Source organism: Methanocella arvoryzae MRE50, from assembly GCF_000063445.1.
Lineage (GTDB): Archaea > Halobacteriota > Methanocellia > Methanocellales > Methanocellaceae > Methanocella_A > Methanocella_A arvoryzae.
Genome location: NC_009464.1, coordinates 2,386,700 through 2,399,974, shown reverse-complemented (window position 1 = coordinate 2,399,974; position 13,275 = coordinate 2,386,700). Strand labels below are relative to the sequence as shown.

Annotated in this window: 13 protein-coding genes; 8 read left to right on the top strand and 5 right to left on the bottom strand. The window is 55.0% G+C overall.

Annotated features, from left to right (window positions below):
* Positions 1–6 precede the first annotated feature (6 nt).
* The 5 genes from RCI_RS15910 to RCI_RS15905 all read left to right on the top strand — a co-directional run bounded on the left by RCI_RS15910 (position 7) and on the right by RCI_RS15905 (position 3,528).
* Positions 7–444, top strand: coding sequence for a hypothetical protein (locus tag RCI_RS15910; protein ID WP_012036686.1), 438 nt, complete (start codon positions 7–9; stop codon positions 442–444).
* A gap of 69 nt (positions 445–513) precedes the next feature.
* On the top strand, positions 514–990 hold the full coding sequence (locus RCI_RS11850) for a DUF7266 family protein (RefSeq protein ID WP_449288708.1): 477 nt from the start codon (positions 514–516) through the stop codon (positions 988–990).
* A 138-nt stretch (positions 991–1,128) separates the two neighbouring features.
* Positions 1,129–1,923 carry a DUF7289 family protein gene (locus tag RCI_RS11845; RefSeq protein WP_012036684.1) on the top strand — a complete coding sequence of 265 codons (795 nt, stop codon included), beginning with the start codon at positions 1,129–1,131 and terminating at the stop codon, positions 1,921–1,923.
* Positions 1,924–1,943: 20 nt separating this feature from the next.
* The gene (locus tag RCI_RS11840; RefSeq protein WP_012036683.1) at positions 1,944–2,969 is read left to right on the top strand and encodes a DUF7287 family protein; all 1,026 of its coding nucleotides are present in this window, start codon (positions 1,944–1,946) and stop codon (positions 2,967–2,969) included.
* Entirely contained in the window at positions 2,956–3,528 is a 573-nt protein-coding gene (locus tag RCI_RS15905) for a DUF7288 family protein (protein ID WP_052309967.1), read from the top strand. Before RCI_RS11840 ends, RCI_RS15905 begins: the two co-directional genes overlap by 14 nt.
* Before the next feature lie 71 nt (positions 3,529–3,599).
* On the opposite strand, the gene RCI_RS11830 is transcribed toward RCI_RS15905, so the two are convergent.
* Positions 3,600–4,877, bottom strand: coding sequence for a hydroxymethylglutaryl-CoA reductase, degradative (locus RCI_RS11830; RefSeq protein ID WP_048198544.1), 1,278 nt, complete (start codon positions 4,875–4,877; stop codon positions 3,600–3,602).
* Positions 4,878–5,049: 172 nt separating this feature from the next.
* On the opposite strand from RCI_RS11830, the gene RCI_RS11825 reads away from it, so the two are divergent.
* Positions 5,050–6,198, top strand: a complete 1,149-nt coding sequence (locus RCI_RS11825; RefSeq protein ID WP_012036680.1) for a winged helix DNA-binding domain-containing protein — start codon at positions 5,050–5,052, stop codon at positions 6,196–6,198.
* 9 nt (positions 6,199–6,207) lie between these two features.
* On the opposite strand, the gene RCI_RS11820 is transcribed toward RCI_RS11825, so the two are convergent.
* Entirely contained in the window at positions 6,208–6,585 is a 378-nt protein-coding gene (locus tag RCI_RS11820; RefSeq protein WP_012036679.1) for a hypothetical protein, read from the bottom strand.
* Positions 6,586–6,862: 277 nt separating this feature from the next.
* Between RCI_RS11820 and ileS the strand changes: the two genes are divergently transcribed.
* The gene (ileS, locus tag RCI_RS11815; protein WP_012036678.1) at positions 6,863–10,177 is read left to right on the top strand and encodes an isoleucine--tRNA ligase; all 3,315 of its coding nucleotides are present in this window, start codon (positions 6,863–6,865) and stop codon (positions 10,175–10,177) included.
* Complete coding sequence (locus RCI_RS11810) at positions 10,174–10,809, top strand: 6-hydroxymethylpterin diphosphokinase MptE-like protein (RefSeq protein WP_012036677.1); 636 nt, start codon at positions 10,174–10,176, stop codon at positions 10,807–10,809. Before ileS ends, RCI_RS11810 begins: the two co-directional genes overlap by 4 nt.
* Before the next feature lie 490 nt (positions 10,810–11,299).
* Here the strand turns inward: RCI_RS11810 and RCI_RS11805 are convergent, their stop codons facing one another.
* The 3 genes from RCI_RS11805 to RCI_RS11795 form a co-directional block, all read right to left on the bottom strand.
* Complete coding sequence (locus RCI_RS11805; protein WP_012036676.1) at positions 11,300–11,851, bottom strand: hypothetical protein; 552 nt, start codon at positions 11,849–11,851, stop codon at positions 11,300–11,302.
* A gap of 106 nt (positions 11,852–11,957) precedes the next feature.
* Positions 11,958–12,437, bottom strand: coding sequence for a hypothetical protein (locus RCI_RS11800; protein ID WP_048198540.1), 480 nt, complete (start codon positions 12,435–12,437; stop codon positions 11,958–11,960).
* Between the two features lie 155 nt (positions 12,438–12,592).
* Positions 12,593–13,030 (bottom strand): hypothetical protein, encoded by a 438-nt coding sequence (locus RCI_RS11795; protein WP_012036674.1) that lies wholly within the window; start codon positions 13,028–13,030, stop codon positions 12,593–12,595.
* Between the last annotated feature and the right edge of the window lie 245 nt (positions 13,031–13,275).

Sequence of the window (13,275 nt, the reverse complement as noted above, 5' to 3'; positions counted from 1 at the left end):
GGGAAGATGATGAGAAAGACGGATGATTCCGGCCAGTGGCTGCTGCTCATGGGGATCGTGGCAGGAGTCGGCATGGCTGTACTGCTGGTCTTCGTTAACCAGTCGGTGATGGCAGGCAGCGCCTCGTCGAGCTCGATCGTCGACTTCCCAAAAAATGACATACGGGAAATCCGGTCAGAAGTCGTCAACGAAGCTTACGCGCTCGGTATTGCGGCTAACAAGGAAGGTAGCGATTACAATGGCAGAAGCCAGGCGTTCAAAGATAGCTTTGACCTGTACTTTAAGGCAGACCTGGAACACATGTACGCCATGAAGGGTGTTGACCTGGACGTCGATGCTCAGCCGCACCAGACTGGTGACATGATAGGCGAAGTCGCTTTAGAGATTTACTACAGCGATGGTGGCACTACGTATACGGAAAAAACTGTCGTCTACTTGCTATGAGGGTTAGACTCAGCGAAAGATCCATGGTGGGGATGTGAGGGCACGAACGAGAAACACGATAAACCAGGTATAACGTTATGGCAGCAATATCGAAAGGCCGGGGAAGATCAGAGCAGGGATGAGGCTGGCGTATCGGCAGTTCTGGAGTATATGATTACGTTCATCACTGCGTTCATACTCTTCACGATCTTGCTGGTGATGTTCAACGGATTGTTTGTCAACTCCCCGACTCAGTCAGTCTGTTCCGTCCAGTACACGGACGTAGGAAACGAGGTGGCGGCAAAGCTTCTCGATACGTACCTCGTGGCTCCGGCAGATGGCACTATTTACACCAGTTTTGAGATACCCCGGGATGTGGCTGGCAAGAGCTATACGGTTAAGATCGAGCCGATCGGAAGCGACGCAGAGGTAGAAGTATACTCCCGCGAGAGCGGCGTCAGCCGGAAGATCACTGTGAACGGGGTGCACTCCACTATCAACCTGAACGGTACGACGACGAGCCTCAGCGATACACACTGGATATCCTATGAATCGACCCCCCGGTGATCTGGACTCAGGAGAAGAGAAGTCTGGAGCTGTTCGGCAGATTGTAAACCGATTGATAGAGAAAGGGTCGAGAAAAAGACGTAAAAGGACTATTACAAAACCGGATGTATCCCGGACAAACAGGAGGATTCACAACACATGGCAGGTAAGGGGCGAGGAGTAAGGGACGATAAGGGAGTATCGGAAACATTAGGGTCCATACTGGTATTTGGAATCATAGTCTCTGGCATCGCAATGATACTACTGTTCGGGACGAACATCCTTAACAATAGTAAAGAGATCAGCAACTTCCAGAACGTCGAGCAGGGCTTCAAGCTGGTCCAGAGCGACATTAAGCGTGTGGCCTTCGAGGAGATGCCGGTCAAGCTGACCCGGATACACATCGACAGCGGCACTATCAGTAAAGACCCTGCAAAAAGGGTCACTATCACCTATGCGGGGAAAGATATTGAGAACCATACTTATGTTTGTGATTATGACGCCCAAGTGGGAGAGATCACTTATCAGCCTGCCGGCCTGCAGAGCAGCATATCGATCGAGAACGGCGGCCTGTGGAAGATGGAGGGCGGTTATGACTCCATGATCACTGCCCCGAGAATCTTCATGAGCCCTGACGGTGTCCTTGTAATAAATGTGATCAGGCTGGACTGCGAGGCTGAAAAGTTCTCGGGCGCCGGCACTATCAACCTGTATATGAAACATTTGAACAGCCAGGTGCAAGCGTATGATAATCCGCCGGCTGGTAACGATGAGGTCAAGCTAGAGATACAAACAAACTACCCGAGCGCGTGGTCGGCCGCATTTAAGGACAACCCCGTAGACACCACGGTTTCCGATACGTCTGACGGAGTAGAGATTACGTTTAAGGACGTCAAAAAGCTCATCATAAGCGAGCATACCGTCCGGATCGACCCGATGTCGATCTCATCTTAGAGGCACAGGAGCACACGCAGATGTTACAGTTAAAAAATCGCCGCGGACAGTCCAATATCGACTTCCTGATCGGGATGGGTGTTTTTCTCCTCGGTTTCCTCTACGTGCTGACGTTCGTGCCCACCCTGTTCACCCCGTACCAGCCGGGAGCGGTGGACCTGAGCGCAGTGGCATATAAGACATGCGCTGTGCTAGTTGAAGACCCGGGCTGGTATAACTATACAGAAAACGATGGTTATACTTCGTGGGAGCTACAAAAAATAACCTACAGCGATGAGTATCCTTTTACTAATTTCCAGCGTTTCGGGCTGGCAAGAGATAAGCAGTCGCCTAACGTGCTGTCCCTTGATAAAGTGGAGAAGTTACAGAGTATTTATGATAAGGGCAAATATGACGAGATCAGGCAGAGGATCGGGCTTGCCGGCACTGTCACGTATGATTTCAACATGGACCTGGTAATGACAAACATGAAAGGTGAAGACATCACCCTGCTGAACATAGACTCATCAGAGCCCGGCGACAACATGGAAAAGATGCAGAGGTACGTGCAGGTCGACACGGGAAAACAGCTGTTCATAGACTGCCAGAACCCCCTTGATACCAGTGCCAAAAGTAAGGTGCTCCGGGTAAATCTGGCCGGCCGCCCCTCGTCAGACGAGCACGACGTCATAATACGCCTGTACAACGCAGAAGAGGACTGGACGATCAGCGCGATCCGGGGGGACGAGACCAGCTTCCCGATGAACGATCTATTCTATCAGATGGACTACGTCATCATGGTAAACGGAGATGAGCTGCCATACGGCCCCATGCCCGGCACCCCGATCGCGATAGGAAAGGGCGATACGGTGGAAGTTAAGTTCTTCCACGAAACGATATCAGCTAACGATATCAGCTATCTCCTGATAAGCCAGTCGGGCGCTGATCCTGAGTCGGTATTACCCGGTAATGAGGTAGGCTTCATCAATGACCCACTATATATAAGACAAAGCGTCTGTTACCCGGGAACGTTTACTCTGGAGGTGTGGTCCGATGACCTCTGGTGACCGGGGCCAGATATATACACTTGAAGGACTGATCGCTGCAGGCATACTGATAGGGCTGCTGATCTTCATCCTGCAGTCGGTATCAGTCGTCACTCCCCAGACAGAGATGACGCTGGACATGAAGCTTCAGCAGAAATCAAGCGATATCCTGATTTGCATTGATCGGCTTGACGAGAAGAACACGAGTGAGCTAAAGAACTGCGTCCTGGAATGGGAAGGCGGCCAAACTCGATACCTGGCAAACCCCCTGCCCGCAAACCTGTCCGGTGAAGATGACCCGGGTATCGCACGCCTGAACGAGTCTATCGATGGCTACCTGCCCTCGGATGTTGCATATAATGTAGACTTCTACTTCTATGACAACTACAATAATCCAAAAGGCTACAGGACTATGAACATCATCAAGCACGGCGATCCGGGCGACAACAGCGTCAAGGTCAGAAAGCTGGTGACCATCAACAAAGATGACGACATACCGGGGAACAGTTTCTGGAGCGATTCGAGAAATAACCGCTACCCGGAGATCGTCGAGGTTCAGCTCACAGCGTGGTACCTGTAAAGAGTTTTATATCAAAGACTACCCGGTTGCCGGAAGATTCGTTAGTAAAAAGAGAAAAAGAAGAGTTCAGATTACTGTTTTATGAACTCTTCCAGCAGCTCTTTAGCCCGGTCAGCCCGGACCTTCTTCTCCTTGACCATCGCCTCTGCAACCCGGTCGATCAGGTCTCCCGTGGCGCCGGCCTGGATGGCGACGTTCCTGGAGTGCAGCTGCATGTGGCCGCGCTGGATACCCTCTGTCGCCAGCGCCCGGAGCGCCGCGAAATTCTGCGCCAGGCCTACTGCGGCCATGACCTCTCCCAGTTCGGTGGCCGTCTTGACGCCCAGGATTTTCACGTTCGCCTTCGCAGTCGGATGCGACGCGGTCGCGCCGCCGACTAAGCCGACGGCCAGAGGCAGCTCGATGGTCGCCACGAGGTCGCCGTCAGCGTTCTTCTCGTATGTGGTCAGGGGCCTGTAGGTGCCGGTGATCGCGGCATAAGCGTGGGCGCCTGCCTCGATGGCCCGGGTGTCGTTGCCCGTCGCGAGAGTTACGGCAGAGATGCCATTCATGATGCCCTTGTTATGAGTGGCTGCCCTGTACGGGTCCGCCAGCGCGAACTCGTACGCCTTAATCACCGCGTCAACCACGTTCTCGCCGCCGATGGCTTCCTTGCCAAATACGGCCTTCGCCCTCATCAGGCGCCTGTCTGCGAGGTTGGAGATGATCCTTAGGTATACTTTGCCGCCGGTGATCTTTTCGATGTGCGGGCCGACGGTCTCGGTCATGGTGTTGACTGCGTTGGCGCCCATGGCGTCCCGGCAGTCGACGATCAGGTGGACGATCAGCATGGTGTGGCCGGGCTTGTTCGGTACTTCCCGGACGTAAGCCTCGACATCTTTGCACCCGCCGCCGAACTTGACGAGGATCGGGTCCACAGCGTTGGCCAGCTCCATGATCTTGTCCTTGGCTGCCAGCACTTCGAGCCGGGCGCTGAACGGGTCCTTGACCTCGGTCACCTGGATGAGGCCGCGCATGACAGGCCCGGTGCTGCTGGTCTTGAAGCCGCCCTTTTCCCGGGCCATCTTGGCCGCGTTGGATGCCGCCGCAATGACCGAGGGCTCCTCGATGGCCATCGGCACGAGATAGTCCTTGTCGTTGACCCTAAAGTTCACTGCCACGCCCAGCGGTACTGGAATGACGCCGATGACGTTCTCCACCATGCGGTCGACCTGTTCCCACTTTAACGCGCCCGTAGCGCCGATGACTGCCGCTTCCTCGTCGGTCAGGCCGGCGAGTTCCTTCACCTTAGCCAGCCGCTCCTGCGGAGGAAGCTTGTAAAAGCCTGAGATCTGAGAGCTCTTCTCCATTGAGATCACCTGTTATGCAAGCATGTATTATCATGATATATAACTTACCGGTGCGCCCTGAGGGCGCCCGGAAAGTTAGGGCCGGGATATGCGGGCAAAGCCCGTAATGCTGGCGCACTATCCCCAACAAATCAGCAAAGATTAAATGCATACCAAAAACGATCTAATGGTAATGAAGATCTACTCACCCACCGCAGTCAACGCGTTTATTCTAGAAAAGCAGATGCTCGCCAATCGTAAAGCTTCCAGCCTGGAAGAGGCGGTGAAAGATCTTCTGGTCATAGACTCCGGTAGCTTGCCCAATACATGCTACAGCCTCAGCCTGCGTGTGAAAAATTTCAACCCTGCTGCCTTCCAGCAATCGCTCTCTGGCGGAAGGCTGGCCAGGGTGAGAGGCTTAAAGGGTAATTTACAGGTGATGCACACGGATCTGATGCCCGCTGTTTTTGCTGCCTCGGCGGAGTCCCGGGAGGCGCGGGCGAAGTCGCTGCTGCAGGGGTGGGGCATCGGGGAGGACGAGTACCGGCGGACCAGTGCAGCGATTATCGAAGCGCTGGGCACGAAAGAGAAGACGCTGCCTCAGCTCAAGAACGGGCTCAAGCCGGGCGTGTCCAGGGACCTGGTCAAGACTAAGGGTAAGAAAAAGGAGCGGTCGACGAACGTCGCTGTCGTGGCCACGGCTATGTGGGAGCGGTGGGAACTCCTGAGGGGCGGAACGGGCAGGGCACCGTGCGAGGACCCGGGGAGATATTCGCTATTCTCTCGCAGGTTTGGCAGGATGAAGCTTGACATGGACCGGAAGGAAGCGGTCAGAAAGCTGGCAGGGCAGTACGTTGCTGCTTATGGCCCGGTGAGCGTAGATGACATCGCCTGGTGGCTGGGTATTTCAGTGAAAGAAGCGCAGGCAACTCTGGATCGAAAGGCGCTTGAGCAGGTGGAGATAGAGGGCTGCGCCGGAGAATATTTCACCGCGGCAGGGCAGGACATCGGGGATAAGGAGCCCGGCACTGCTATCGCCATACTGGCCGCCGATGACCCGTATGTGAAAGCGTATGCCAGGCGGGAGCGCTTTGTGCCAGGCCTTTATTTAGACAGGATGATCACCCGGTTCGGGGAGTCGGTCAGCACGGCGGTGATCGGCGGTGCAGTCACTGGTATCTGGCACATCGACCGGGAAATGGAAGGCGACCTGGTCGACGTAGAGCTGTTCGGCCCGGTGGCGGAAGGCCTGGATCCGGTTGTCGAGTGTGCCGCAGAGGCTGCGGGGCGGTTCTTCACCGGAGACCACGTGCCCGTGCGGATCTCGATTTATAAAAAATGAGTGCCGGGCTTATGCAGCCTTTTTGAAGAAGTCGTTCGAGTCGTTCCGCAGGCGGCCTGTCTGGTTCAGGTAGTACAGGTTCTCGGAGTCGAAGCCGGGGTTCTTTCCCTTGTAGACCAGTGCATACGTATTGGTATCCGTCTTACTCCATGTCCCGGAATGCGTCTCTACTACGGAGCCCTCCTTGTAGGTCCGGGTAAAGGTGCCGTCGGCGGCAAAAGTGTACGAGGCTTCTATGCCAGCACTGCCGCCGGGGCTCATCCAGTTCCAGGTGCCGATGACAGGATCTCCTGAATAGTTGACAGAGTTGATGGGGCCGCAACATCCGGCGAGTGTAACAGCCATCAGAATCAATTGGAGTAATAGCAGGCCTGAAATGGGCTTCATATGACCACAATAACTTCTTAGTCACACGTATATTTAAAGTACTGTCCTTTGTTTTCGCCTTCAGATACAATTATATCGGCAGTACTGCCGCAGAGGTCCGGACAATAAACTTTATGTATAGCAGGCATCATTTTAGTACGGTGCATATGAACTTGAATGCGTGGGATTGCTTTATTGGCCGCCATGGCCCCGTTTTGTAACCCGATCCCCGTTCTGCACATGCAAAAATTTTCACACTACATCTCATTTAGTGTATACGATTTCGCGAGGAATTGAAGTGATACAGGAAGAGAAAGAGCAGTACAGTAGCAAGAGTCTGGAGGCCGGAGTCGATGAGCTCTGGCGGGCCAGCGATGCGTACGCCCTGACCCGCAAAAAGAGGCTGGGCAGCAAGAGATTTTTCTTCGTGGACGGTCCGCCGTATACGACCGGCCGCATTCACCTGGGCACTGCCTGGAATAAGATCATCAAGGACTCGGTATTGAGATACCGTAGCATGAACGGCTACGACCTCATAGACAGGCCCGGCTGGGACATGCACGGGCTGCCGATCGAAGTTAAGGTCGAGAGCATTCTCGGGTTCAAGACCAAGAAGGACATCGAGGAGTTCGGCGTAGCCCGCTTTACGGAAGAGTGCAAGAAGTTCGCCATCGGCAACATGCACGAGATGACCTCGCAGTTCAAGAAGCTCGGCGTCTGGATGAACTGGGACGATCCGTACATGACCCTGAAAAACGAGTACATCGAGGCCGCCTGGTGGACCATCAAGCAGGCGCACGAAAAGCACCTCCTCGAGAGAGGCCTGCGCAACGTCAACTGGTGCCCCCGGTGCGAGACTGCGATCGCGGATTCGGAAGTCGAGTACGCCGACCGGAAGGACGATTCAATCTACGTCAAGTTCCCGCTGAAAAACGAAGAGGGCTTTTTGGTAATATGGACCACCACCCCGTGGACCATACCGGCCAACATGGCGGTCGCCGCCAACAAGGACTTCACCTACGCGATGGTGTACGCCCTTCCTGCGGCAGTGCTGGAAGAAGCCGCCATGCAGGCAGGCCTTGACCACACCACGCTGGTAGAGCATCACTCTGACGGCCGGCCCAAGCCGATGCGCTACTCGGACAAGGTAGCGAAGATGAAGGAGGCCATAGGCGAGGAGAAAGTCAAGGAACTATATGAGAAGCACGGCGAGAAGCTGATCATAGCCAGAGACCTTGTGGACGGAGTCCTCAAGATGGGCCGGTACGCAGACTACCAGGTGCTCAAGACTATGACCGGCGAAGAGCTAAAGGGCACAGAGTATGTGCACCCCCTCGCAGACCTTATCCCCTGCCAGAAGGAGACAGAGCATAAGGTTTACCTTGCAGACTTCGTGGTCGGCGAGAACACCGGCATGGTCCACATCGCCCCCGGCCACGGTTTCGACGACTTCGAGCTCGGCCTCAAGGAAGGCATCAGGGCTTACTGCCCTGTGAAGGCGAACGGCCACTACGACGACTCGGTGGGGGCTTACGCGGGCATGGAAATACGCGAAGCCAACCCGAAGATCATGGAAGACCTGAGGCAGCGGAACCTGCTGCTCGGCGCCACGACCATCGAGCACAGGTACGGCCACTGCTGGCGGTGCAAGACTCCGATCATCTTCCTCACAACTGACCAGTGGTTCATCGCGGTCAGCAAGATGAAGGAAGACATGCTCGCCGAGGTCAAGCGGGTCAACTGGTATCCCGACTGGGCCGGCTCCGCCCGGTTCTACGACTGGGTGAACGGCGCCAGGGACTGGTGCGTATCCAGGCAGCGGTACTGGGGCATACCTATACCCATATGGAAGTGCGAGAAATGCGGCAGCCTGGACGTGATCGGCACAAAGGAAGAGCTGGAGCGGAAAGTCGGCAGGGAAGTCCCCGACCTGCACCGGCCCTTCGTGGACGAAGTCAGGCTGGAGTGCGAGTGCGGCGGCTCGATGCGCCGCGTCGAGGACATCTTCGACGTGTGGTTCGACTCCGCAGTGGCGTCGTGGGCGACCCTGCACTTCCCGGGAAGGAAAGACCTGATGGACTGGTGGCCGGCCGACTTCATCGTGGAAGGCCACGACCAGACAAGAGGCTGGTTCTACTCGCAGCTGGGAGCTGGCATGGTGGGCTTCGGCAAGGCGCCGTACAACGGCGTATGCATGCACGGCTTCACGTTAGACGAGACGGGCAAAAAGATGTCGAAGAGCCTGGGCAACGTAGTCGCCCCGGAGGACGTGGTGGAGAAGCTGGGCGCAGACACGCTGCGCCTGTATGTGTTATCGCAGAACGCCCCGTGGGAAGACCTGAGCTTCTCGTGGGAGGAATGCGGCAACATCAACAGGGCCATTAACATCTTCTGGAACGTCTACAGGTTCCCGCTGCCCTACATGGTGCTCGACAAGTTCGACCCGGCAAAGGTCACCTTAGAATCTGTTAAGGGCAGCCTCCGCGTGGAAGACCGGTGGATCCTGTCGAAGCTCCAGGCCGTCATCAAGGACGTGGACACCTACATGGCCACCTATGAATTGCACCGGGCCACACGCTCGATCATAAGCTTCATCCTCGAAGACCTGTCCAGGTGGTACGTCCAGCTGGCCAGAGAGAGGACATGGGTAGAGGCGGACGACCCGGACAAGCTGGCGGCATACAGGGTTTTATATGACACGCTGGTGACTACCGTCAAGCTGATAGCGCCGTTTACTCCGTACATAGCGGAGCGCATGTACCAGAACCTCGTCAGAAACGTCAGCGCAGAGGCGCCAGTTTCTGTACATATGTGTGACTGGCCTGTCGTTGACAGCAGCCTGCTCGACGAGCAGCTGAACAGGGACATGGACATCGCCCGGAAGATCGTGGAAGCCTCCTCCAACGCCCGGCAGAAGGCGAAGAGGAAGCTCAGGTGGCCGGTCCAGAAGATCGTGGTCGCAGCGGAGAACCCGGACGTGGTGACCGCAGTCAAAGACCTGTCGGGAGTCATCGGGGAGCAGACCAACTCCAAGGAAGTCGTCGTGCTGGCCCCCGGAGAGGCGAACACCGAGCTCGGAGTAGAAGTCGTGCCCAACCCGAAGCTGATCGGCCCCATATTTAAGGCTGTGGCCGGAAAAGTGACCGCAGCCCTCAAAGAGGCCGATGGCAGGGCTGTGAAAAAGGCGATCGAGGAGGAGAAGAAGTATATCGTCGAGATACCCGAAGGCTCGTTCGACATCCTGTTGGACATGGTCAGCTTCCGGGACGTCATCCCCGAGAGCCTCGCCATGGCCGACTTCCCGGGCGGCAAGGTCTACGTCGACGTAACCCTCTCGAAAGAGCTGGAAGCGGAGGGCTACACCAGAGAGCTGATCCGCCGCATCCAGGACATGCGGAAGGAGATGAACCTCAACGTGGAGGACCGGATCAAGGTGGAAGTCTACGTGGGCGACGAGAAGGTGCTCGACCTGGTGAAGAGCATGAAGGACTACGCTGCCGGTGAAGTCAGGGCTGATACGCTGGACCTCAAAACTGAGAAGCCGGCCGCCGGCTTCGTCAAGGACTGGGATGTAGAAGGCATTCCCATGACCATCGGGCTGGAAAAGATATGAAGTACGAAGAGTGGGAGCCCTACTATAAGGCCATCCTGGCCGATTTCGGGTGGACGCCTGAAGGGGATGAGGCAGCTGCACGGCTGCTCTCCTCCCTCCTCCCGGCCGCTTCTCCCTGGCTCGGAAAAGTCGAAGATCTAATTCGGGGCCGTGACGTGATCGTGTGCGGCAAAGCGCCCACGCTCGAGAAGGACATGGCAAAGATCGACTGGTGGTACAGGTACACGGTCATCGCGGCGGATGGCTCCGTCTCCACTCTGCTCAGGCAGGGTATCGTACCCGACATCGTCGTCTCCGACCTCGACGGGTCGCACGAGGATTTGCTAAAAGCGGACGCAAACGGCGCGATCATACTGGCCCATGCCCATGCTGATAACGTAGAGAGCGTGAAGTCGCTGGTGCCGCAGCTGAAGCACGTCGTGGGGACTACACAGGCACGCCCGCTGGAAAACGTATTTAATTTCGGCGGTTTCTCCGACGGCGACCGGTGCGTGTTCCTGGCTAAAGAATTCGGGGCTAAAAGCATCAAGATCATCGGGTTCGACTTAGATGACACGAACGTGACGCCGAAGAAGCTGAAGAAGCTCAAGTGGGCGAAGAAATTACTGAAGCTCATGGATATAGAGCTTTAGGCTTTTTAATTTTCATACGAGTGCCCGTACCATTTACACGAAGTACCCGAAGTACTCAAAGTTCAATAAAAGGGCTGACTGAAGGCTGATCTTCTAGTAAAACTTCGCCTACTACGCGTAAATGGTACCCGACACCTTAAAAGTTAAAGGAACGACTCGTGGATGGAGAGGGGTATTTTAAATTAGGGGAAAAATTGATAGTTGTCCCTGTGTGAGTCGAAAATACCGCCAGGCACGCCAAGAGGCCAAGAGCGCCAAGATTTTTTACGGTATCTTCTGATCCTGTCAGGAAGTCCTTGGCGAGCCTGGCCTCCTGGCGTTACATGAAAAATTAGCTCTTGGCGAGCTTGGCACCTTGGCGTGCCTGGCGGTATTTTCTACCTATTCAGGGCCAGCTTTCGATTTATCATAGCCTCTACATGAAAAATCCCATTTTTCAGACGAGCATATAAGGCTGACCAGTTAAGCCTGGCCAGTATGCTGAGAAATTTTACACTTTCTTTAGTATCACGAAGAAACCCGTATAGCAGATTCCAGCTACGATAGCGACAAGCGCGATGACTGGAACCCATAGCAGGATATTGAAGATACTATCGGGGGAAAACTGGCTGAACATCGTGACGTAGCCGGTCTGAGGCATCGTATACAGTCTTATGACGACGTTACTGACTACCAGGGCAGCGGCTGCCATTGCCCCAGTGATGAGGCCTGATACCGCAGATAAGCAGGCAACCTGGATAAGAGAGCCAGTACATTGAGCCTTTCTTAAGCCAGTGATGCCGCTTGCCATAAATACGACTATTAACAGGAAAAAGACGATTGCCGCGAGGATTTCTCCCGTGTTCACTATCGAGATCAGGCTTCTTTCTACGCTAATGCTAAGATCTATCTGCCTGATCAAAGAGTAAACGGATAAACTGGCAAGCGTGAACAATAGATCGACTGCGATCACTATGGCGGCAATCCTGCCCCACCGTATGCCTGACTCAACTGCCGGAGAGTAGTCGAGCTTGCAGAGATACTCGAGCTTTTGCCCTGTCATCTATAATCACCAACATATCTAACTTATTTTCATTATAATGCACATTAGTTATTTATAGCTTGCGTCAGAGAACCCTGAAAGTAATAAGCAGAGTATGAGGAGTGCGCTATTTTCTGGACTGGGCTGAATATATGGCGCCCCCAATCGCGCCGAAGACAGTGCTGAAGCCAGCCCAGAAGAGGAATTTGAGGATAGTTATGCCGAGGGCCAGCGCTGCACCGGCGGCTCCGGCCAGCCCTGCGGTGAACAGCGGATTATTGTCGCCGGCAATGGCGTAGCCTGCAATTGCCGCGGCGATGCCGGCGATCGGGATCAACAGGAATCCGATGATCAGGCCGATGCTCTGGTATACCACGCCAGTGATCAGGCCAGCCATGGCGGAGAGTGCTATGGCATCTCTTTTTGTGGCCCAGGTATAGTTAGCAGTATACCAGCCCACGCCTGCTAGAAACGCCGCTATTAGAAGCCATTCGATGCAGCCGAGGGCGCATCCGAATAACGGCACGAAAAAGCCGCCAGCAACACCTGTGATGACGAAGATCAGGTGAGAGACGATTAAGATCATGCCGGCGACGACTCCGATCATTACGGCTTGAGAGTACCCGTGCCTCATGAGTTAAAGGTTCACTTCTGACAGGTAATTACTATCGGTCGGATCGGGCGGACTGTGCAGCAGAAATGTAGGAGATAGTGAGAAAAGGGCTCAGGCGGCGTCCCGCAGCCACCGGGTATGCACCTTGATCACTTCCTGATCTTCACGTAGAGCAGTCCGCCGAGCGCGCCCATGGCAATGCCGGCGACGACGAAAGTCGGCAGACAGCAAACGATAGTGGAGAGGCCGGAGAAGAAAGTAAAGATGCTGGTGCCTGCGATCACTGATTCGGGATCTTCGGTGCTGAAGAAAGAGAGGGTGCCGAACAGCAGGTTCATGATCAAGCCCATGATAGCATACAGGATTCCGCCCCCGAGCCCGCCGATAAAGCCCGCGAGCCCGCCGGTGACCAGTGCGTCGTCCCGGGTCATGATCGAAACTGCAGACAGGTGCACCGCAAGGGCACCCGCAGCGATCAGCAGGGCGAGGTCAACCGGCCAGCAGCAGCAGCCGAGAAACTGCATGCCTCCGATGAAGACGGAGACAGCGATACCAGCGATAAGCGTGTTGAGGTAATTAACGTTCATGTTATGCCTTCTTACAGGACTTCGCAGCAGACGCTACTGGCGACAGCACAATATCAGCGACAGCGACTGTTACGATAGCCCGGGCTTATGAGATAATATTGGGATAGAAGCGATAAATAGGTAACTCTTAAAGACCTAAACTAAATCGAACAGGCAAGCCTCGCTGACAAGTACAGTCCGCAAGACATCCTGCAACAGTATAGCAAAATCTACATGATCGAACTGGATGAAGGCAGCCTGGTATC

Excerpts from the sequence above, each read along its gene's own strand:
- RCI_RS15910 (WP_012036686.1), top strand. The coding sequence starts at position 7 with ATGATGAGAAAGACGGATGATTCCGGCCAGTGGCTGCTGCTCATGGGG.
- RCI_RS11845 (WP_012036684.1), top strand. The coding sequence starts at position 1,129 with ATGGCAGGTAAGGGGCGAGGAGTAAGGGACGATAAGGGAGTATCGGAA.
- RCI_RS11840 (WP_012036683.1), top strand. The coding sequence starts at position 1,944 with ATGTTACAGTTAAAAAATCGCCGCGGACAGTCCAATATCGACTTCCTG.
- RCI_RS15905 (WP_052309967.1), top strand. The coding sequence starts at position 2,956 with ATGACCTCTGGTGACCGGGGCCAGATATATACACTTGAAGGACTGATC.
- RCI_RS11830 (WP_048198544.1), bottom strand. The coding sequence starts at position 4,877 with ATGGAGAAGAGCTCTCAGATCTCAGGCTTTTACAAGCTTCCTCCGCAG.
- RCI_RS11825 (WP_012036680.1), top strand. The coding sequence starts at position 5,050 with ATGAAGATCTACTCACCCACCGCAGTCAACGCGTTTATTCTAGAAAAG.
- RCI_RS11820 (WP_012036679.1), bottom strand. The coding sequence starts at position 6,585 with ATGAAGCCCATTTCAGGCCTGCTATTACTCCAATTGATTCTGATGGCT.
- RCI_RS11810 (WP_012036677.1), top strand. The coding sequence starts at position 10,174 with ATGAAGTACGAAGAGTGGGAGCCCTACTATAAGGCCATCCTGGCCGAT.
- RCI_RS11805 (WP_012036676.1), bottom strand. The coding sequence starts at position 11,851 with ATGACAGGGCAAAAGCTCGAGTATCTCTGCAAGCTCGACTACTCTCCG.
- RCI_RS11800 (WP_048198540.1), bottom strand. The coding sequence starts at position 12,437 with ATGATCGGAGTCGTCGCCGGCATGATCTTAATCGTCTCTCACCTGATC.
- RCI_RS11795 (WP_012036674.1), bottom strand. The coding sequence starts at position 13,030 with ATGAACGTTAATTACCTCAACACGCTTATCGCTGGTATCGCTGTCTCC.